At 71.5% G+C, this 19488-nt stretch carries 17 protein-coding genes; 7 read left to right on the top strand and 10 right to left on the bottom strand.

Annotated elements, in window-relative coordinates; all coding sequences use genetic code 11:
• Nucleotides 1–348 precede the first annotated feature (348 nt).
• Both GQ57_RS16280 and GQ57_RS16285 read left to right on the top strand, forming a co-directional pair.
• Entirely contained in the window at nucleotides 349–1311 is a 963-nt protein-coding gene (locus GQ57_RS16280; protein ID WP_034198406.1) for a 1-phosphofructokinase family hexose kinase, read from the top strand.
• Between the two features lie 344 nt (nucleotides 1312–1655).
• Nucleotides 1656–2792, top strand: coding sequence for a TIGR03364 family FAD-dependent oxidoreductase (locus GQ57_RS16285; protein WP_425322015.1), 1137 nt, complete (start codon nucleotides 1656–1658; stop codon nucleotides 2790–2792).
• Nucleotides 2793–3097: 305 nt separating this feature from the next.
• Here GQ57_RS16285 and GQ57_RS16290 read toward each other — a convergent pair whose 3' ends face one another.
• The 7 genes from GQ57_RS16290 to GQ57_RS16320 form a co-directional block, all read right to left on the bottom strand.
• Nucleotides 3098–4432 (bottom strand): LLM class flavin-dependent oxidoreductase, encoded by a 1335-nt coding sequence (locus GQ57_RS16290; protein WP_034198407.1) that lies wholly within the window; start codon nucleotides 4430–4432, stop codon nucleotides 3098–3100.
• 28 nt (nucleotides 4433–4460) lie between these two features.
• The gene (locus GQ57_RS16295) at nucleotides 4461–6152 is read right to left on the bottom strand and encodes a dipeptide ABC transporter ATP-binding protein (protein WP_052001340.1); all 1692 of its coding nucleotides are present in this window, start codon (nucleotides 6150–6152) and stop codon (nucleotides 4461–4463) included.
• On the bottom strand, nucleotides 6149–7018 hold the full coding sequence (locus GQ57_RS16300) for an ABC transporter permease (RefSeq protein WP_031401549.1): 870 nt from the start codon (nucleotides 7016–7018) through the stop codon (nucleotides 6149–6151). Before GQ57_RS16300 ends, GQ57_RS16295 begins: the two co-directional genes overlap by 4 nt.
• Nucleotides 7019–7031: 13 nt before the next feature.
• Entirely contained in the window at nucleotides 7032–8051 is a 1020-nt protein-coding gene (locus GQ57_RS16305) for an ABC transporter permease (RefSeq protein WP_034198408.1), read from the bottom strand.
• A gap of 46 nt (nucleotides 8052–8097) precedes the next feature.
• The gene (locus tag GQ57_RS16310) at nucleotides 8098–9738 is read right to left on the bottom strand and encodes an ABC transporter substrate-binding protein (protein ID WP_034198409.1); all 1641 of its coding nucleotides are present in this window, start codon (nucleotides 9736–9738) and stop codon (nucleotides 8098–8100) included.
• 84 nt (nucleotides 9739–9822) lie between these two features.
• The gene (locus tag GQ57_RS16315) at nucleotides 9823–10398 is read right to left on the bottom strand and encodes a GNAT family N-acetyltransferase (protein ID WP_031401552.1); all 576 of its coding nucleotides are present in this window, start codon (nucleotides 10396–10398) and stop codon (nucleotides 9823–9825) included.
• Nucleotides 10395–11531, bottom strand: a complete 1137-nt coding sequence (locus GQ57_RS16320) for an MsnO8 family LLM class oxidoreductase (protein WP_052001341.1) — start codon at nucleotides 11529–11531, stop codon at nucleotides 10395–10397. The genes GQ57_RS16315 and GQ57_RS16320 overlap by 4 nt, the downstream gene beginning before the upstream one ends.
• A 311-nt stretch (nucleotides 11532–11842) precedes the next feature.
• Between GQ57_RS16320 and GQ57_RS16325 the strand changes: the two genes are divergently transcribed.
• Complete coding sequence (locus tag GQ57_RS16325) at nucleotides 11843–13150, top strand: NtaA/DmoA family FMN-dependent monooxygenase (RefSeq protein WP_034198410.1); 1308 nt, start codon at nucleotides 11843–11845, stop codon at nucleotides 13148–13150.
• A 24-nt stretch (nucleotides 13151–13174) separates the two neighbouring features.
• On the opposite strand, the gene GQ57_RS16330 is transcribed toward GQ57_RS16325, so the two are convergent.
• The gene (locus tag GQ57_RS16330; protein ID WP_152601865.1) at nucleotides 13175–13585 is read right to left on the bottom strand and encodes a hypothetical protein; all 411 of its coding nucleotides are present in this window, start codon (nucleotides 13583–13585) and stop codon (nucleotides 13175–13177) included.
• A 492-nt stretch (nucleotides 13586–14077) separates the two neighbouring features.
• Here GQ57_RS16330 and GQ57_RS16335 point away from each other — a divergent pair, with 492 nt between their 5' ends.
• The 4 genes from GQ57_RS16335 to GQ57_RS16350 all read left to right on the top strand — a co-directional run bounded on the left by GQ57_RS16335 (nucleotide 14078) and on the right by GQ57_RS16350 (nucleotide 17148).
• On the top strand, nucleotides 14078–14797 hold the full coding sequence (locus GQ57_RS16335) for a response regulator transcription factor (protein ID WP_031401556.1): 720 nt from the start codon (nucleotides 14078–14080) through the stop codon (nucleotides 14795–14797).
• Nucleotides 14797–16305: a sensor histidine kinase gene (locus GQ57_RS16340; RefSeq protein ID WP_031401557.1), complete on the top strand. Its 1509-nt coding sequence runs from the start codon at nucleotides 14797–14799 to the stop codon at nucleotides 16303–16305. The genes GQ57_RS16335 and GQ57_RS16340 overlap by 1 nt, the downstream gene beginning before the upstream one ends.
• 104 nt (nucleotides 16306–16409) lie before the next feature.
• Entirely contained in the window at nucleotides 16410–16628 is a 219-nt protein-coding gene (locus GQ57_RS16345; protein WP_031401558.1) for a YgaP family membrane protein, read from the top strand.
• 1 nt (nucleotide 16629) lies between these two features.
• Nucleotides 16630–17148, top strand: coding sequence for an RNA polymerase sigma factor (locus GQ57_RS16350; RefSeq protein ID WP_034198411.1), 519 nt, complete (start codon nucleotides 16630–16632; stop codon nucleotides 17146–17148).
• 56 nt (nucleotides 17149–17204) lie between these two features.
• On the opposite strand, the gene GQ57_RS16355 is transcribed toward GQ57_RS16350, so the two are convergent.
• Together GQ57_RS16355 and GQ57_RS16360 are read right to left on the bottom strand one after the other, a co-directional pair.
• A complete protein-coding gene (locus tag GQ57_RS16355) occupies nucleotides 17205–18305 on the bottom strand; it encodes an AraC family transcriptional regulator (RefSeq protein WP_034198412.1) in 1101 nt (366 codons plus the stop codon).
• Nucleotides 18306–18488: 183 nt separating this feature from the next.
• The gene (locus GQ57_RS16360; protein ID WP_031401561.1) at nucleotides 18489–19280 is read right to left on the bottom strand and encodes an HAD-IIB family hydrolase; all 792 of its coding nucleotides are present in this window, start codon (nucleotides 19278–19280) and stop codon (nucleotides 18489–18491) included.
• Nucleotides 19281–19488 lie beyond the last annotated feature (208 nt).

The following is a 19488-nucleotide window of genomic DNA, read 5'->3' on the forward strand; positions in this document are numbered from 1 at the left end:
AGCGGGCTGGCCGCGCGCGGGCCGCGTACTGTCGGCGCGACGGACGACGGCCGCGCGGGACGCTTCGCCCGCGTACGCAGGGTGTTCGGCGAACAGGGCGGCGCACGGCGGCTGCTCGCCCATGGCGACGTTCGACGATGGCGGATGCTCGGCTGCGGGAGCAAGCCTGCCCGCGTCACGGAGCGAGCGCGATCCGGCGCGGTCGCGGCATGGCTTGACGGTCGTCAACGCCGTACGAACCGTCGCACGTAAGGTGGAGCCAGTGCCGGCCCATACCGGTTGCCGGAAACGGCCACGCGGGCGTTCGCCGCGCCGGCCGCGCATCTCACTGCCCATCGACCACGCACCATGACCGATATCGTTACCGTCACATTGAATCCGGCCGTTGACGTCGCGACGTCGGTCGCGCATCTCGTCGACACGCACAAGCTGCGCTGCGCGCGGCCACGGCGCGATCCCGGCGGCGGCGGGATCAACGTCGCCCGAACCGTCCACCGGCTCGGAGGCGACTGCGTCGCGTTGTACCTCGCGGGCGGGCCGACCGGCGACGTGCTGGCGTTGCTGCTCGAAGCCGAACGCGTGCCCGCCGTGCGGATCCGGATCGCCGGCGAGACGCGCGAGAACGTCTGCGTGACCGAGACCGCGACGGGGCGCGAGTACCGTTTCCTGATGCCGGGGCCGTCGGTCACGGAACGCGAATGGCGCGACTGCGCCGCCCGCATCGCGCGCCTGCAACCCGCGCCGCGCTATCTCGTGCTGAGCGGCAGCCTGCCGCCGGGCGCGCCGGACGACCTGTATGCGACGCTCGCGCGGGCGGCGGCGGCGAACGGCAGCCGGGTGGTCGTCGATGCGTCGGGCCCGGCGCTGCGCGCCGCGCTCGACGCCGGCGTCCATCTCGTGAAGCCCAGCCTCGACGAACTGAGCGCGCTGGCCGGCGAGCCGCTCGACGAAGCATCGGCGTGCCGGAAGGCGGCCGAACTTGTCGCGCAAGGGCGCGCGGACATCGTCGCGTTGACGCTCGGCGCGCGCGGCGCCTGGGTCGTGACGCGCGAGCGCGCGCTGCGCCTGCCCGGCAGGCCGGCGGCGGTCGCCAGCACGGTGGGCGCCGGCGACAGCTTCGTCGGCGGGATGGTCTGGGCGCTCGCGCGCGGCGTGCCGCTCGACGATGCGTGCCGCTATGCACTGGCGGCGTCGGCCGCGTCGGTCGAGCATCCCGGCACCGCGCTGTGCACGCGCGACGACGTCGAGCGGATTCATGCCGAACTGGTTGCGCATGCGAGCGCTGCGGCCCGTGCCGCCGGGGCGGCATGACCTCGCGCCGGATCGTTCGCCGGCCGACGTCGCGGGGCCGGCTGCGGGCGTTCTCTTGCGTGCGACCGATGGCGTCCGGTAGATCGTCCGTATCGTGACGGCGCTCCCGGCGTAGGCGCGCCCGCCTGCGAATCGATGCGCGCTGTCGCCGCGTACCGGAATGGCAAAATATGCCAATTCATGCTGTTTTGTGGTTTTTCACGCGGATGTCACGGCGCGTCGCGATAGTGCGGTGTGGCGCAACGGCGCGGGAACGGGCGCGCCCGAAGCCGGCTCGTTCGCGCCGTCCCGGGCCATCCGGCCGCATGAGGCGGCGCGCGCCTATTCGACAGAAGGAAACTGCAATCGTGAATGCCATCCCAACGGCGGACGCCTACGACGTGATCGTCGTCGGCGCGGGTATCGTCGGCCTCGCGCATGCCTATACGGCGGCGCTCCGCGGGCTGCGTGTCTGCGTGATCGAGCGGGATGCCGCGTGCGTGGGCGCGTCGATCCGCAATTTCGGCTTCGTCACCGTTACCGGGCAGCGGGCCGGGCACAGCTGGCGGCGCGCGCGGGCGAGCCGCGAGGTCTGGGCGGACGTCGCGCCGCAGGCCGGCATCGGCGTGCTTCACGAAGGGCTGCACCTCGTCGCGCGCCGCCCCGAGGCGATGGCGCTGGTCGAGGCGTTCATGCAGACCGGCATGGCGGACGGCTGCCGGGTGATGACGCCCGGCGAGGCCGCCGCCGTGGCGCCGGCGCTGCGGCTGGACGGCGCGCAGGGCGTGCTGCACAGCCCGCACGAGCTGCGCATCGAGCCGCGTACCGCGATCGGGTTGCTGGCGTCGTGGCTGGCCGAGCGCCACGGCGTGCGGTTTCGCTACGGCGAGCTGGTGCACGAGGTGCGCACGCCGTCCGTGCGCACCTCGCGCGGCGTGCTGCATGCGGAGCGCGTGGTCGTCTGCGGCAATGCCGACAGCCGTCATCTGTACGGCGACTGGTTCGCGCGGCACGAGGTGCGGCTGTGCCAGTTGCAGATGCTGCGCGTGCGGCCGCGCCGCCCGCTGGCGCTGCGCGCCGCGGTGATGAGCGACCTGAGCCTGGTGCGCTACCAGGGCTTCGCGGCGCTGCCGGAGGCTGCCGCGTTGCGCGCGCGCCTGCAGGCGGAGGAGCCTGTCTGCCTCGGCTACGGCATCCACCTGATCGCGGTGCGGAGCGCCGACGGCAGTCTCGTGGTGGGCGACTCGCACGAATACGGCGCCGCGCCGCCGCCGTTCGCGACCGAGGCGATCGACGCGCAGATCCTGCGCCTGCTGCAGGAGACGCTCGACGTGCCGGACCCGGACATCGTCGAACGCTGGACCGGCAGCTATCCGTCCGCGGCCGATGCCGATTGCGTGATCGAGGCGCCGGACGACGGCACGCGCGTCGTCGTGGTCACGAGCGGGGCCGGGATGAGCACGGGCTTCGGGATCGCGCGCGACGTGTTCGACGCGTGGTGACGGCATGGGCGGCCCGCGCCGGGCGGGCGCGACGCGGGGCGCCGGCGGCGATGACGGCCGTTGCCGCTGGCCGGCGCGGCCGGCAGGAGAGAGGCCGGCCGCGCGGCTGGCATGCGTGACGGCGGCACGACCACGCGACCGACAGACCACGCGACCGACAGACCACGCGACCGACAGACCACGCGACCGACAGACCACGCGACCGACAGACCACGCGACCGACAGACCACGCGACCGACAGACCACGCGACCGACAGACCACGCGACCGACAGACCACGCGACCGACAGACCACGCGACAATCGCTCAGGATGCCTGAGCGTACCGATTGGCCGGGTACGCGATCCCGAGATGTTCGCGCAGCGTCGCACCTTCGTAATCGCGCCGGTACACCCCGCGCTCCTGCAGGATCGGCACGACCTGCGCCGCGAATTCGGTGAAGGCGGTGGGCGTGCCGCCGCGCACGATGAAGCCGTCGGTGGCGCGTGCCTCGACCCATGCCTGCAGCCCGTCGGCCACCTGCTCGGGCGTGCCGGCGAAAGCGGGGCGCGGCGTGGCCGCCTCGAGCGCGACCTCGCGCAGCGTGAGACCGCGCTCGGCCGCATCGCGCTTGATCGTGTCGGTGGTGCTGCGGAACTGGTTGCCGCCAAGTTCGCCGAGATCGGGGAACGGCGCGTCGAGCGCGTATTGCGAGAAGTCGTGATGGTCGAAGTAGCGGCCGAGATAGTCGAGCGCGTTGTCGATCGTCACGAGCCGCGCGGTGTCCTGGTATTGCGCCTCCGCGTCGGCGGCCGACGCCGCGACGATCACGCTCGTGCCCTGGAAGATCTTCAGGCTCCCCGGTGCGCGGCCGTGCGCCGCGAGCCGCTGCTGCACGTCCGCATAGAACGCCTGCGCGAGCGGGATCGTCTCCTGGCGCGTGTAGATCGCATCGGCATGCTCGGCCGCGACGGCCTTGCCGTCGTCGGACGCGCCGGCCTGGAACAGGATCGGGCGCCCCTGCCGCGAGCGCCCGATGTTCAACGGCCCGGCGACCGAGAAGAACTCGCCGACGTGATCGAGCGCATGCAGCTTGTCCGGATCGAAGAACACGCCGCTGGCCTTGTCGCGCACGAACGCGTCGTCTTCCCACGAGTCCCACAGCCCCTTCGTCACGCCCAGGAACTCCGACGCGATCCGGTAGCGCAGCGCGTGCTCCGGATGGCACTCGCGCGAGAAATTCCTCGCGGAGCCTTCGAGCGGCGACGTGACGACGTTCCAGCCGGCGCGCCCGTCGCTCAGGTGATCGAGACTCGAGAACTGCCGCGCGACGGTGAACGGATCGCTGTACGACGTCGACAGCGTGCCGACCAGCCCGATCCGTTCGGTGACGAGCGCGAGCGCCGACAGCAGCGTCAGCGGCTCGAAGCGGTTCAGGAAATGCGGGATCGATTTGGCGTTGATGTGCAGGCCGTCGGCGACGAACAGCAGGTCGAATTTCGCGGCCTCGGCCTGCCGCGCGAGCGCGCGCACGAAGTTCACGTTGATGCTGGCGTCGGCGACCGCGTCCGGGTGCCGCCACGCGGACATGTTGCCGGACGCGCCCTGGATGATGGCGCCGAGATGGATCTGACGGGGCGTTGCGGAAGTCGATGAGGGCATGGCGGGCGGGAACGGGGGCGAAGAGGAATCACGCGAGCGCGGCGCGCGCGGACGGCGGGCGCGCGGCGGGCAGCGTGGGCAATGCGTCGAGCAGCGACGCGGTGTACGGATGCGACGGCGCGTCGAACACTGCGCCGACCGGGCCGCTCTCGACCACGCGCCCGCGGCGCATCACGAGAATCCGGTCGGCGACGTGATGCACGACGCCGAGATCGTGCGAAATGAACAGCATCGCGGTGCCGTGCTCGGCCTGCAGGTCGGCGAGCAGGTCGAGCACCTGCGCCTGGATCGACACGTCGAGCGCGCTGACGGGCTCGTCGGCGACGAGCAGCGCCGGATTCGGCGCGAACGCGCGCGCAATCGCGACGCGCTGCCGCTGGCCGCCGGACAGTTCGCGCGGATAGCGGTCGATGCAGCCCGCGCCGAGCCGCACCTCGTCGAGCAATTGCAGCACGCGGCGGCGGCGCGCGTCGCCGTGAACGCCGACCGCATCGAGGCTCTCGCCGATGATCTGGCCGACCGAATAGCGCGGATCGAACGAACTGTAGGGATCCTGCGCGATCAGTTGCAGCCGTGCGCGACGGGCGCGCCGCACGGCTTCGGGCACGCCGCTCCACGGCGCACCGTCGAGCGCGACCGTGCCGCTGTCCGGCTCGATCAGGCCGAGCACGATCCGCGCAACCGTCGATTTCCCGGAACCGGATTCGCCGACGATGCCGAGCGTCTCGCCGCGCGCCAGCGCGAACGACACGCCGTCGACCGCGGCCGGCGCATCGTGGCCGCCGTAGCGTTTCGTCACGCCATCGACGGCGAGCACCGGCGCGCCGGACGCGATCCGCTTGGGCGGCAGCGGGATGCGGGCGGCCGCGGCGTCGGCCGGCGGGTCCGCCGCGAGCCGGAACCCGCGCGACGCGGGGGTCGGAATCGCGGCGAGCAACTGGCGCGTGTACGGATGCGCGGGCGCGGTCAGCACGTCGCGCGCCGGCCCTTGCTCGACGACCTGGCCGGCCCGCATGACGAGCACGCGATCGGCGAGTTCGGCGACGACCGCGAGATCGTGGCTGATCAGCAGCAGCGCGTCGCCGGCCTCGCGGCGCGCGCGCAGCAGCGACAGGATCTGCCGCTGCACGGTCATGTCGAGCGCGGTGGTGGGCTCGTCGGCGATCAGCAGCGACGCGCCGCCGGCGAGCGCGGTGCCGATCAGCACGCGTTGCCGCAGGCCGCCCGACAACTGGTGCGGATACTGCGGCAGGCGCCGCTCGGGCTCGTCGATGCCGACCGCGCGCAGCAGGTCGGCGCTGCGCGCGTGCAGGTCGCGCCGCCGCGTATCGTGCAGCGCTTCGGCGACGAGGTCGCGCACGCGCCACAGCGGATCGAGCGACACGAGCGCGTCCTGCAGCACGTAGCCGATCCGGCGGCCGCGAACGGCGCGCCAGTCGCGTTCGCGATGGCGGCGCGCATCGGCGCCGGCGATGTCGAGGCGGTCGGCGTCGACGACGGCGTGCGGACCGTTCAGCCCGACGAGGCTGCGCGCGGTGACCGACTTGCCGGAGCCCGACTCGCCGACGAGCGCGACGCATTCGCCGGCATGGACGGCGAGGTCGAGCGGCCCGACGACGGGCCGCGTGCCGTGCGGGCCGCGGAAGCCGATCGTCAGGCGTTTGACGTGGACGATGGGGGCGATGGGGGCGGCGTGCGACGCCGGTGCGCGGGCGGTCATGTCGTCTCCCGGCGTTCGAAGCGGGCCTGCCAGTAGCCGCCGAGCGCATTCACGGCGACGACGGCCGCGGTGATCGCGAGGCCGGGCCAGACCGCGATCCACCATGCGTGGTACAGGTAGTTGCGGCCTTCGGCGAGCATCAACCCCCATTCGGCGGCCGGTGGCTGCGGCCCCATCCCGAGGAAGCTCAGGCCCGAGGTGCCGATGATCGCGGTGCCGAGCCCGACGGTCGCGAGCACCGGCACCTGCGCGATCGCGTGCGGCAGCACGTGGCGCCACACCAGCACCGCGGGCGCGAGGCCGAGCGTGCGCGCCTGCTCGACGTAGCCGGAGCCGGCCACGACGAAGGTCTGCGCGCGCACCACGCGGGCGAAGCGCGGCACCGACGCGATGCCGAGCGCGAACACGAGATTCACCGCGCCCGGGCCGGTAAACGCGATCAGCATCAGCGCGAGCAGCAGGTCGGGGAACGCGGACACCACGTCGAGAAAGCGCGTCACCAGTTCGTCGAGCCAGCCGCGCGCGAGGCCCGCGCACAGCCCGAGCGCGGTGCCGAACAGCGTCGCGATCGCGATCGACGCCGCGCTGATCGACAGCGAATAGCGGGCGCCGTAGACGACCCGCGCGAAGATGTCGCGGCCGAGCGCGTCGGTGCCGAGCCAGTGCTCGGCGCTGCTGCCGAGCTGCGCGGCCAGCGGATCGGCGGCCAGCGGGTCGTGGTGCGTGAGCCAGCCGGGCGCGACGATCGCGATTGCGTTGAGCAGCAGGTATAGGGCCGCGAGCGCGAGGCCGGGATGGCGGCGCAGCCAGGCGGCCGCGTCGAGCGGCGCGCGCGGGCGCCACGACAGGTCGAGGGGCGTGGACATCGGTTTCTCCGGTTCAATGCCGCGCGCGGCGTTCGCGCAGGCGCGGATCGATGAGCAGGTAGAGCAGGTCGACGGCGGTGCTGAGCGCGACGTAGATCGCGGCCGACAGGATCGCGATCGCGAGGATCACCGGCATGTCCTTCGACAGCACCGCGTCGACGGTGATCTTGCCGAGGCCGGGCCGGCCGAACACCTGCTCGGTGATCACCGCGCCGCTCAGCAGGCCGCCGACGAGCCAGCCGGCGAGCGTGACGGCCGGCAGGGCCGCATGGCGCAGCGCGTGACGCACGCGCAGCGCGAGCCCGCCGATGCCCCACGAGCGCACCGTCAGCGCATACGGCTCGTCGAGCGCGCGCTCGATGCCCTGGCGCAGCACGCGGCCGATCACCGCGCCCTGCGCGAGCCCGAGCGACAGCGCCGGCAGCACGAGCGACGCGAAGCCGCGATCGCCGGCCACCGGGAACAGCTTCAGCGTGAAGCTGAACACGAACAGCAGCATGATCCCGAGCCAGAACGACGGCGTCGACGCGAGCAGCAGCTCGACGCCGGATGCCGCGCGCCCGGCCCAGCGGCGCCCGGCCGTCAGCACCGCGAGGCCGACCGCGAACACGAGCGTCACGACCAGCGCCGCGCCGGTCAGTTTCAGCGTCGGCCACAGCTGGCCGAGCACGAGCGGCGCGACGTCGGTGTTGAGGATGTACGAGCGGCCGAAGTCGCCGTGCAGCACCCGCCACAGGTAATGCAGGTACTGCAGCGGAAGCGGCTCGTCGAGCCCCCATTCCCGACGGATCGCGGCCTCGATCTGCGGCGTGCTCAACTGCTCGCCGATCAGGATGCTCACGATGTCGCCGGGCGCGAGATGCACGGCCGCGAACGACAGCGTGACCGCGGCCCACAGCACGAGCGCGCCGGTCGCAAGCCGCGTCGCGACCGGCGAGCGCAGCACGCGGCGCCACGCCGCGGGCGATGCCGGCGCCGGCTGCGCGGCGTCCTGGACGGAAGCGGGAACGGGAACGGCGCCCGGATGGTTCATGATCGGTTTCTCCTGCCGGTGTCGCGCGCGGCGACCCCGGCGTTGCTTACTTCTTCACCCACACGTCGTACGGGTTCTCGGGCATCTGCGCGAACGGGCGGAAGCGCAGGCCCTGGACCGCCTTCGCGGCGGCGATCTGGTCCTCCGGCTCGTACAGCGGCACCGCGTACGCCTGCTCGTTGATCGCGAAGTGCTGCAGCTCGCCGTACAGCTTCTTGCGCTCGGCCGCGCTCTGCGTGCGCGCGGCCGCCTGCAGCCAGCGCGTCAGTTCCGGCGCCGCCGCGCGGCTGTAGTTCAGCGCGCCGCCGCGATCGACCGGCAGGTAGTGGCCTTCGATGTCGATGCCGTCCGGCGGCGTGTTCGAATTCGCGATCGAGCCGAACTTGCCGCTCTTGCGCGCCTCGGCATACGTGCCGTCGTCGACGTACTGGATCTTCAGGTCGACGCCGAGCCGCTGCCGCGCCTGGGCCTGCAGCGCCTGCAGCAGCACGTCGCGCTGGTCGCGCACCGTCGCCTGCGCCTGGATCACCGCGATCGTCAGGCGTTCGCCGTTTTTCGTGCGGTAGCCGCCGCCGTCGCGCGCGCTCCAGCCGGCTTCGTCGAGCAGCTGGTTGGCGAGCTTCGGGTTGTTGCCGTAGGTCTTCTCGATGCGCGCGTCGTAGAGCGGATCGATCGGCGACGTGATCCCCCACGCGCGCGTGCGCTCGCCGCGATAGATCGACTGCACGATGCCGGTGGCGTCGAGCCCTTCGAGCAGCGCGCGGCGCACCTTCACGTCCTGGGTCGGGCCGTAGGCGACGTTCAGGAACAGCGAGTACGGTGTGCCGGTGTTCAGCGCGTGCTGGTACGTGAAGTCGGGGTTTCCTCGAATCAGCGCGGCGTCGTTGCCGGATACGCCCTCGATCACGTCGACCTGGCCGGACAGCAGCGCGCCGGTGCGCACCGACGATTCCGGCAGGAACCGGTAGACGATCCGGTCGAGATACGCGGGGCCCTGATGGCCGGCCGTCGGCGGCGCCCAGCGATAGTCGGGGTTCTTCGCGAACTCGATTTCCTGACCCTTCACGTAGCGGCGCAGGATGAACGGGCCGGTGCCGGCGATGTCGGGGCCGCCGGCTTTCACGCCGGGCCGGTCGAACGCGTTCGGCGACAGCAGCGCGAAGCGCCCGGCGAACGTCAGGAACGGCGTGTACGGCGCGTCGAGCGTGATCACGACGGTGCGCGCGTCCGGCGTCCTCACGTCCGCGACGTGCAGGATCTGCGCGGCGAGCTGGCTGCCGCCCGAGTACGCCGGGTTGCGCGCGTTCAGGAAATTGCGCGCGACGGCCTGCGCGTCGAGCGGCGCGCCGTCGCTGAACTTCACGCCGTCGCGCAGCGTGAACGTGTAGGTCCTGCCGTCGGCGGACACCTTGTAGCCGGTCGCGAGCCACGGCACGAAGCTGCCGTCGGGCCGCCGCGCGAGCAGGCTCTCGTAGACGTTGCGCAGCAGCAGTTCGACCTTGTCCTGGCCGTTCAATTGCGGATTCAGCGTGCGCGGCTCGGATTCGACGCCCCACGTCAGCGTGCCGCCCGCGACGGGCGTGGTCTGCGCGAATGCCGCGGGCGGCAGCGCGAGCGCGATCAGCAGCGTGGCCGAAGCCGTGCGGCGCGACGCGCGGCGAGCGAAATCCGGAGAAGCGAATGTCATGCGGGGCAGTCCTTCACGAGAGGCGTAGCGGGTGGAATACGGTATGGCGACCGGGTTCGGGAACGGGCCGGGAGGCGGCGCGCGTCACGCGCCGGCGGCGACGCGTTCGCCGTCCGGGGCGGCATCGGCCGCCGGCGGATCGGGGTAGAGCGCGGGGATCAGGATTTTCCGCAGCCACACGAGCGGCGTGCCGAGCGCGTTCGTCGAGCGGTCGAACGCGACGTAGCCGCGCTTCTCGTAATACGGCTGCAGCCACGGATGGCGGGTCGCGGTCGCGAGATAGGTCGCGGGCGCCTTGACCTGCTCCGTCAGGAACCGCGATTCGACGTGGTCGATCAGCGCCTGGCCGAGCCCCAGCCGCTTGAACGCGGGCGCGACAGCGAACCAGTGCAGGAACGGATACGGCGTGCGATGACGTTCGCCGGACACCCACGGGAACCGCACGGTGAGCGTCGCCGCGAGCGCCGCGCGGCCGTCGGCGTCCGTGCGTTCCAGCACGAAGGTCGTCTCGCGCGCGACGGTCTGCGCGACGCGCTCGATCGGCGAGCGCGTGATCGTGAAGAGCACGCCCTGCTGCTCGAGCGGCGCATACGCGTCCTGCAGCAACGCATAAAGGGCCGGCACGTCGTCGGCGCCGGCAACGCGGATCGCATCGGTCATCGCGCGGCGCCTTCGAGGTCGGGTTGACGCGCGACGTCGCTCGCGCGTGGCGTCGGTTCCGCTTCGCCGGCCGCGCGGCTGACGTCGCCGGCCGGTGAGCCGGCCAGCAGCCGCAACGACGCAATCCGCGGCGCGGCGTCGGCGAGCGGCGTGTCGACGACGAATTCCGCGATGTCGTAGCGGCGATGCAGCGCGTCGAGTTCGCGCAGCACGTCGTCGCGCGTGCCGTGCACGATCCGCGTCTCGCGCGCATCGATGCGGTGCGGGCCGTTGCCCGCCTGGCGGATGTAGGCGTGCGCCTGTTCGAGGCTGCCGACGTTGACCGCCGACGCATCGCCCACCTGCACGCGAAAGCCCTGATGGCCGCTCGCGAGCCGCGCGGCCGCGTCGCGCGTGGCGGCGACGATCACGGAGACGGCGAGCAGCGGTGCGCGGCCGCCGGACGCACGGCGATACGCGTCGAGCGCCCGTTCCAGATCCGCGGTGGCGGCGTTGAGGTGGGCGGCGTAGACGAATGCCCAGCCGAGCTGCGCGGCCAGCGCGGCGCTGTCGGCGCTCGCGCCGAGCAGGAACGGTTGCGCGGCAGCGGGCGGCAGCGGTGTCGCGTGCAGCGTGGCGGCGTCGTGTCCCGCATCGTCCGGCGGCGCGCCGTCGCCCTGCAGATGGCGCTTCAATTCGGCCGCGAGTGCGGCGAACGACGCGCGCCGCGCCGGATCGTAGCCGGCCTGCAGCGCCTGCGTCGACAGCGGCAGCCCGCCCGGCGCCTTGCCGATGCCGAGATCGACGCGATCGGGCGCGAGCGTCGCGAGCAGGTTGAAGTTCTCGGCGATCTTGTACGGGCTGTAGTGCTGCAGCATCACGCCGCCCGATCCGACGCGGATCCGCCGCGTCCGAGCGAGCACGTGCGCGATCAGGATTTCCGGCGACGGGCAGGCGAGCGCGGCCGTGTTGTGATGCTCGGCGAGCCAGTAGCGGTGATAGCCCGCGTCGTCGGCGAAGCGCGCGAGCGACACGCTGCGCGCGAGTGCGTCGGCGGCGGTTTCGCCCGGTGCGACGGGGCTCTTGTCGAGCACGCTCAGACGGAACGGGAGGGCGGACAGTGCGGCAGCGGAATGAGGGGCGTCGGACGTCATGAGGAGGCGATCGGCGCAGGTCGCCGCGGCACGATCAACAGGTTAGGCATGCCGGATTATTTTGCGTCGCCGTTCGCACGGTCAAACAATCAAGAAGAATATCGAAAGCCGAAAATATTCGTTCCGGCCCATAGGGGGCCCCGCGTTATCGTGGGTGGCTGCGCGCACCGCGGCGTGCGCATGGACCTTGCCGGACGCCCGGCGCGCGACCGTCTGCCGGCGCGCGGCGACCGACCGGAAACATCAGGAGCACGGATGAATCAGCGAAACGCTTCAATCGACCGACACGCGGCCCTTGCGGGAGCCGCATCATGAGCGGCGCCCGCAGGCGGCTGAAGACGCTCGTCGGCGCGGCGAGCGTGCTGTATGCGCCGGGCGACGCGGATGCCGCGCAAGGCGTCCGTCGCGCGGCGGCGCTCGCGCGCAAGGCGGAAGCCGAGAAGATCACCGGCCTGTTCACGGCCGACCTGCTGCAGGCCGATCCGGCCGGGCTCGCCGGCAGCACCGGCAGCCAGGAGCCGATCGTCGCGCTGGCCGCGCTGAGTCAGGCGACTTCGGCGATCGGGCTCGTCGCGACGGTGTCGACGACCTATCACCACCCGTACAACCTCGCGCGGCTGATCGGCACGCTCGATCACGTGAGCGGCGGTCGCGCCGCATGGAACGCGGTGACGTCGTCGGTCGGCGAGGAAAACTTCGGCGACGCCGCGCTGCCCGACCCGGAGCAGCGCTATGCGCGGGCCGCCGAATTCGTCGAGGTCGTCAACGCGCTGTTCGACGCGAACGATCCCGGCGCCGCACGGCGCACGGCGAGCGGCGGCGTGTCGGTCGATCCGCTCAAGCTCGGGGCGATCGGCTACCACGGCGCGCACTTCCAGGTGCAGGGGCCGCTGAACGTGCCGCCTTCGCCGCAACGGCGCCCCGTGCAGTTCCAGGCGGGACAGTCGGCGAGCGGCGTGACGCTCGGCGCGCGGTTCGCGGAAGTGGTCTACACGTCGCAGCCGACGCTCGACGACGCGCGCGCGTTCGTCGCCGAACTGCACCGGCAGGCGGCGGCGTTCGGCCGCGCCGGGCGGCTGCCGTTCGTGATGAACTCGTTCCATTCGGTGATCGGCGAATCCGACGCCGACGTCGCTCGGCGGCTGCGCGACAAGCACGAACACATCGACTACGAGCAGGGCCGGCTGAAGCTGGCCGACATGCTCGGCGGCGGCGTCGACCTGCGCGACCTGCCGCTCGACCAGCCGTTGCCGGGATCGCTGCTGCCGGCGATCGACAGCGTGCATCGCCGGCGCGGCCGTGTCGCGATCTTCGTCGGCTATGCGCGGCAGCGGCTGACGCTGCGCGAGCTGATCGTCCGCGCGCAGGAGACCGGCCACTGGTTCGTTGCGGGCACGCCCGAACAGCTCGCCGATGCGATCGAAACGCGCTATCGCGCGGGGCTCGTCGACGTGCTGTCGCTGCACGGGCTCGGCCAGCCGGACCAGGAGGATCTGCTGCTCAACGGGTTGCTGCCGGAGTTGCGCCGGCGCAATCTGCTCGACACGGATTATCCGGGCGACGATTTCCGCGCGAACCTGGAACTGCCCGCATTGCGGCGCGAGTCGTTGGCGGCGTGAGCGTGTGAGGTCCGCGTCGCGCGGTTACGTGTTGCCGGTATCGGGGTTCCAGCGGGGAACCGGCCGGTAGGGGGACAACCCGGTGCCGTCGTCCATGCCGACGATTTCGTTTCCAAGGCATTCGATCAGCGCGACCAGACTTCCCGTTCCGCCATACGGATACGCGAATGGATGGAACGAGAGGGCGGGATGTGCGTCATCGCCGGTGACGCCCCCGATCTCGTATTCTCCGTTTGCCAGCGCGTCCACGAACGAACCGAAGTCCCACGGAGGCTGCGGCATGTCCGCCGAGTGGCGTTGCGGCAGCGGCGTGGCGAACCAGAGTGCGTTGTACCGCTTCATCTCCTCCGCGGTCAGCTTGCGGAAATACGCGCGTTGCGCCGGGGTGAAGCACGACTCGACGTCGGCCTCGTCGAGCGCGCCGCGTCGTTGCATGTCGGCGAGGCGTGCGACGCAATCGCGCGTGTTCGGCAGGGACGCCGGGTTTCGCGGCCTGAACAGGATGTAACAGTCTTGCATGCAGATTCCGGTGGGGGATCGATATGGGCCGATTCAGCGGTCCGGTCTTGAACCGGGGTGCGTTGCATTCCCTTCCCGGACCGCGAACCGGGCGCGGCGTAATCGTAGCGCCGTATCGGGGAGCGAGTGTCCGTCGTCGAGCACTCTTTTGGCGTCGGTCCGGTGTCCGGGCGGGGTGACGCCGGTTCTGCCTCCCGGGCCGGATCGCGCGGCCTTGCCTGCATTGGCCCACGGCACGGCCGCGAGTCAAAGTTAAATGAATCGTGACCCCTTGCCGCCGCAAAATTCTGCACAATGGCAGCAACGCGGCCCGTTGCCGCGATTCGCCCCGGCGAACCCGGCCAGCCGGCCCGGGGCCGGCCCGAACCGTCATTGCGCATCGGCACCGCCGTGCCGCCGCCCACCGCCATGGACCAACCGAAACGCATCCTGATCGTCGAGGACGACGCCGACATCGCCGACGTGCTGAGCCTGCACCTGCGCGACGAGCGCTACGAGGTCGTGCACAGCGCGGATGGCGCGGAAGGGCTGCGCCTGCTCGAACAGGGCGGCTGGGATGCGCTGATCCTCGACCTGATGCTGCCGGGCGTCGACGGCCTCGAGATCTGCCGGCGCGCGCGCGCGATGACGCGCTACACGCCGATCATCATCACGAGCGCGCGCTCGAGCGAGGTGCACCGGATCCTCGGTCTCGAACTCGGCGCCGACGACTACCTGGCGAAGCCGTTCTCGGTGCTCGAACTCGTCGCGCGCGTGAAGGCGCTGCTGCGGCGCGTCGACGCGCTCGCCCGTGATTCGCGGATCGACGCGGGCACGCTCGACGTCGCGGGGCTGGCGATCGACCCGATCGCGCGCGAGGCGAGCGTGGACGGCGCGCGCATCGACCTCACGCCGCGCGAATTCGACCTGCTGTATTTCTTCGCGCGCCATCCGGGCAAGGTGTTCTCGCGGATGGACCTGCTCAACGCGGTGTGGGGCTACCGGCACGAAGGCTACGAACACACGGTCAACACCCACATCAACCGGCTGCGCGCCAAGATCGAGGCCGATCCGGCCGAGCCCGTGCGGATCCTCACCGTGTGGGGGCGCGGCTACAAGCTCGCCGCGCCGGGCCAGCGGGACGCATGATGAAGCTCACCCTCACCCAGCGGCTGTCGCTGGTGTTCTCGATCCTGCTGCTCGCGTGCTCCGGCGCGTCCGCGTGGCTGCAGATCCGCGCGAACGGCATGCGCGAGCAGGAGGTCGTGCAGGGGCTGTCGCGCGACCTGGCGGCGAACATCGTCAACAGCGTCACGCACGGCACGCCGCTGACCGACGCGAACGGGCTGCGCCCGGATGCCGTGCGCACGCTGTTCGGCCAGTTGATGGGCGTCAACCCGAGCGTCGAGGTGTACCTGCTCGACAACGCGGGGCGCATCCGGGGCGACGATGCGCCGCCCGGCCACGTGAAGCGCGAGCGCGTCGATCTCGCGCCGGTGCAGCGATTCATCGCGGGCGAGCCGCTGCCGATCCTCGGCGACGATCCGCGCAGCCCCGACGCGCGCAAGGTGTTCAGCGCGGCGCCGCTGCAACGCGCGGGGCAGCCGCCCTCGGGCTACATCTACGTGGTGCTGCTCGGCGAGGCGCACGACCGGCTGGCCGCGCGCGTCGACGCCGGCAACGTGTTGCGCACGACGCTGTGGTCGATGGCGCTCGTCGCATTGCTCGGCCTGCTCGCGGGCCTCACCGCGTTCAGCTTCATCACGCGCCCGCTGCGCCGTCTGACGGACGCGATGCGCCGCTTCGACGCGAACGGCGCGCCCGACACGCAGCCGCCGGTGCCGCGCTCGCCGCCCGGCCGGCGCGGCGACGATATCGTGGTGCTCGAATCCGCGTTCGCGCAGATGGCCGACCGGATCGGCGACCAGTGGCGCGCGCTGACGCGCCAGGACCAGCAGCGGCGCGAGCTGATCACGAACATCTCGCACGACCTGCGCACGCCGCTCACGTCGCTGCACGGCTATCTGGAAACGCTGTCGCTGAAGTCCGACACGCTCGCCGAGGACGAACGGCGGCGCTACCTGTCGATCGCGCTCGCGCAGAGCGCGAAGGTCGGCCGGCTCGCGCAGGCGCTGTTCGAGCTTGCACGGCTCGAATCGGGCGGCGTGCAGGCCGAGCGCGAGCCGTTCTCGCTGGTCGATCTCGTGCAGGACGTGTTCCAGAAATTCGAGCTGACCGCGCAGGCGCGGGAGGTCGTGCTGCATGCGCGGATCCCGCCGCGCGTGCCGGTCGTGTCGGCCGATCTCGGGATGATCGAGCGCGTGCTGACCAACCTGCTCGACAACGCGCTGCGGCACACGCCCGCGCACGGCGAGGTCGAGATCGCGCTGGAGCCGCGCGGCGGCTACGTGGTCGTGACGGTGTCGGATACCGGGGAGGGCATCCCGGCGGCGCGGCGCGAAGGGCTGTTCCAGCGCCCGCAGCGGCCGATGAGCGGCGCCGCGGTGACGAGCGGCGGGCTCGGATTGCTGATCGTGCACCGGATGCTGGCGCTCAACGGCAGCCGTATCCGGCTGGTCGACCGGGCGGGGCGCGGCGCGGTGTTCGAGTTCGCGCTGCCGGTCGTGGCGCCGGCGGGCGGCGACGGCGCGCGCTGAACCGCGCGGCGCGGGAAATATTTAATGGGGCGCGAACCGGATGGCCGCGTGCGGCCCTCTTGGCGGGCGAGAGGACTTCTCTCGACAACCTGAAGAGGCTCCCGATGTTTTATGTGAAGAATGTTCCCGGCCGGGAACGCGCGGTGCGGATCGCGATCGGCATGGTCGTCGCCGTGCTGGCGCTGGTGTCGATCAAGGGCATTGCCGGCGTCGTCGTGGCCGTGCTGGCCGCGGGGCTCGTCGTGTCGGGGCTGGTCGGCTTCTGTCCGGCCTGCGCGATGGTCGGCCGCCGTCTCGACAAGTCGCTCAAGTCGAAGGGCTGACATGCCGACCGACGAGCAACGGCTGAGCGCGATCGAGGCCGCCCGCACGGGCGACCCGCGCGCGCTCGAACGGCTGCTGCGCCTGTGCCAGCCCGATGCGCGCCGCTACGCGCAGCGCAACTGCTTCATTTCCGATGTCGACGACGCGGTGCAGGAAGCGCTGCTGATCGTGTCGCGCAAGGTCGCCTCGGTGCGCACGCTCGCGGCCTTCTCGGGCTGGCTGTTCAGCGTCGTGCGCCGCGAATGCCGCCGGCTCGGCCGCAAGGCGCTGCACTACGATCCGTACGACGAGGAGGCGGTCGACCGGTGGCTGGCAAGTCGCGATACGGACGCGTTGCGGCGCGAGCTGGTCGACGCGCTGGAGTCGCTGCCGCAGGACTATCGCGACATCCTGCTGATGCGCGATTTCGAGGCGCTGACGATTGCGGAGATCGCGGCGCGCACCGGCGTGTCGCCCGCCGCCGCGAAAAGCCGCCTGCATCGCGCGCGCACGCTGGCGCGCGAGTATCTGCTCGCGTAGCCGCGCACGGGGCGGTGCGGCCGTTTGCGGTCGGCCCGTGCGGCCAGTGCGGACCGCTACCCGCCGTGCTTGCGCCGCACCTCGCTCGGCGTCATGCCGGTCCAGCGCTTGAACGCGTGGCGAAAGCCCACCGCGTCGCTGAAGCCGAGCGTCAGCGCGATGTCCTCGGTGCCGAGCGTGGTCGTGGTGAGGTAGTCGATCGCGAGCGCCTTGCGCACGCTCGTCAGCAGTTCGCTGTACGACGTGCCTTCGGCTTCGAGCTTGCGGCGCAGCGTGCGCGACGTGATGCACAGGATCGCCGCGATCGCGTCGATATCCGGAAACTGCCCGGGCGTGCGCGTGAGCTCCTGATACACGCGCCGCGTGACGCCGCTCTGGCTGCGCAATGCGTCGAGCAGGCTCGCGCAATGCGACGACACCTGCGCGGCGGTGATCGGGTTCGCGAGCTGCGGCGCGCGCGCGAGCCACGCGGCCGGATAGCTGAGCACGTGATGCGGCTGGTCGAACGCGATTGGGCATTCGAGCGCGGCGGCCAGCATGGCCGCGTGCGCCGGCTGCGGTTGCGCGAACTGCGCGCGCGCAGGCACGCACCACGCACCCATCACGTCCTTGATGATCGTCACGTGCAGCGCGAACTGCATGTCGACCAGGAACCGGTACAGCGGCACGTCGAGATCGGGCAGCCCGACCTCGTGCCGGTCCGGAAACAGCCACGATGCGGTGTCGCCCTGTTCGACCCACCGGATCGCGAGCATGCCGTTCGCGAGCCGGTGATATTTGACGGCGGAATCGAACGCCTGCGCGAGCGACTCCGAGCACAGCATCGCGTAGCCGTACATCCCGTAGCTCGACGCGTGCAGCCGGTGGCCGACGCGCACGCCGAGATCGGCGCCGTCGTACCGGCCGACCGCGTTGCGCGCGGCCGTCAGGAACTGCAGCGGTGACGTGAGCGTGAACGGGTCCGCGACGGCGGCCGGCGTGAGGCCGGTGCCGTCGAGCACCGCGACCGGATCGAGGCCGGCCTGCGTCGCCACGTCGAGCAGCACGGCGAGCTTGGCCGGCGTGAAGCGTTCCTCGCGCAATGCGTGGGCGGACCACGCGTCCGGCAGGCGGGCTGCGCGGGCGGCCGTCGGGTTCAAGAGCGCACTGCGCGGCATGGGAGAGTCCTGCGTCCGAATCGATATCGTTTACGGCACGCAATTCTGCGCGGGAACGGTTCCGTGCGCCATGGGGTTCACCCTGATAGGCGAGCGGGCATCGTCCGGCGCGGCCGGCGGCCGGAATCGCCCGGTTCCGGCCGTTGCCCGTGCGGGCAGGACGATACGCGATCCGCGCGTGCGTCAGCCGCGAGCGTCGTCGCGCGCGCGCAGGATCGCGTCGGCGAACTCGACGAATCCGCTGCCGCCCGGGCCTTGCGTGATCCAGCGCGGCGGGACCGGCAGATGCCGCAGATAGTCGACCACGGTGCTCATGCCGGCCGTGTGCGTGAAGTAGCCGAACATCGGCGCGTCGTTCGTGGAATCGCCGGAATAGGCCACGCATCCGGTCGCGGCGTCGGCGTCGATGCCGAACGCGTCGGACAGCACGCGCAACGACATCGACAGCTTGTCGTACCCGCCGACCCAGCCGATGATCCACAGGTTGTTGATGGTGGCGTCCGCGCCGGCCTCGCGCAGCGCGTCGCGGATCCGGTCGTCCTGCTCGCCGCCGGTGCGGGCGTACGCGAGCGACGTCAGCCTGAAGTCCTGGTCGTCCGCGTGGCGTGCGGCGGGCACGGCCGTCGCGACCTGCCGCGCGATGCGCCGGAGTGCGTCGTGCGCATCCGCGCGCGCATCGTCCGCATGCCAGTAGCGGCGTTCGACGCCGTGCCCGTCGGGGCTGCGCCGGAGAAACAGCCCGCCGTTCTCCGCGATCACGCCGTCGACCGGCCACATGCGCGCCATCTGGTCGCACCAGCCCGCCGGCGCGGCGGTCACGGGAATCACGCGGATGCCGCGCGCCTGCAGGCGTTCGAGCGCCGCGTAGGTTGGCGCGGCCAGACGGCCGCGATGGGTCAGGGTCTCGTCCATGTCGGTCAGCAGGAAGCGGACGGACGAGAAGCTGTCGGCGGGGGCCAGGGCAAGCGGCTGCATCGTGATGGCGAATCAATGACGATCGTCGATTATGAAGAACGGCGCGGGGCCGCGCCACGCTGCTTTCAGCTTAGCAATTCGCGCCGGGGAATATGCGCGCGCCGCGCCGGCGGGCGAAGTTGTCTGGACAAGTGTGTACGCGCCTGTCCGTTTCGATCATCTTTTCGGCCACCGGGATCATTTGCAACGCGCGCCGCGCGGGCGATAG

This window comes from Burkholderia sp. MSh2 (genome assembly GCF_000731655.1).
Taxonomy (GTDB): domain Bacteria; phylum Pseudomonadota; class Gammaproteobacteria; order Burkholderiales; family Burkholderiaceae; genus Burkholderia; species Burkholderia paludis.

Bases quoted from the DNA above. Each gene is read 5' to 3' on its own strand.
- GQ57_RS16280 (WP_034198406.1), top strand. From the start codon at position 349: ATGACCGATATCGTTACCGTCACATTGAATCCGGCCGTTGACGTCGCG.
- GQ57_RS16290 (WP_034198407.1), bottom strand. From the start codon at position 4,432: ATGCCCTCATCGACTTCCGCAACGCCCCGTCAGATCCATCTCGGCGCC.
- GQ57_RS16295 (WP_052001340.1), bottom strand. From the start codon at position 6,152: ATGACCGCCCGCGCACCGGCGTCGCACGCCGCCCCCATCGCCCCCATC.
- GQ57_RS16300 (WP_031401549.1), bottom strand. From the start codon at position 7,018: ATGTCCACGCCCCTCGACCTGTCGTGGCGCCCGCGCGCGCCGCTCGAC.
- GQ57_RS16305 (WP_034198408.1), bottom strand. From the start codon at position 8,051: ATGAACCATCCGGGCGCCGTTCCCGTTCCCGCTTCCGTCCAGGACGCC.
- GQ57_RS16310 (WP_034198409.1), bottom strand. From the start codon at position 9,738: ATGACATTCGCTTCTCCGGATTTCGCTCGCCGCGCGTCGCGCCGCACG.
- GQ57_RS16315 (WP_031401552.1), bottom strand. From the start codon at position 10,398: ATGACCGATGCGATCCGCGTTGCCGGCGCCGACGACGTGCCGGCCCTT.
- GQ57_RS16320 (WP_052001341.1), bottom strand. From the start codon at position 11,531: ATGACGTCCGACGCCCCTCATTCCGCTGCCGCACTGTCCGCCCTCCCG.
- GQ57_RS16325 (WP_034198410.1), top strand. From the start codon at position 11,843: ATGAGCGGCGCCCGCAGGCGGCTGAAGACGCTCGTCGGCGCGGCGAGC.
- GQ57_RS16330 (WP_152601865.1), bottom strand. From the start codon at position 13,585: ATGCAACGACGCGGCGCGCTCGACGAGGCCGACGTCGAGTCGTGCTTC.
- GQ57_RS16335 (WP_031401556.1), top strand. From the start codon at position 14,078: ATGGACCAACCGAAACGCATCCTGATCGTCGAGGACGACGCCGACATC.
- GQ57_RS16340 (WP_031401557.1), top strand. From the start codon at position 14,797: ATGAAGCTCACCCTCACCCAGCGGCTGTCGCTGGTGTTCTCGATCCTG.
- GQ57_RS16345 (WP_031401558.1), top strand. From the start codon at position 16,410: ATGTTTTATGTGAAGAATGTTCCCGGCCGGGAACGCGCGGTGCGGATC.
- GQ57_RS16350 (WP_034198411.1), top strand. From the start codon at position 16,630: ATGCCGACCGACGAGCAACGGCTGAGCGCGATCGAGGCCGCCCGCACG.
- GQ57_RS16355 (WP_034198412.1), bottom strand. From the start codon at position 18,305: ATGCCGCGCAGTGCGCTCTTGAACCCGACGGCCGCCCGCGCAGCCCGC.
- GQ57_RS16360 (WP_031401561.1), bottom strand. From the start codon at position 19,280: ATGCAGCCGCTTGCCCTGGCCCCCGCCGACAGCTTCTCGTCCGTCCGC.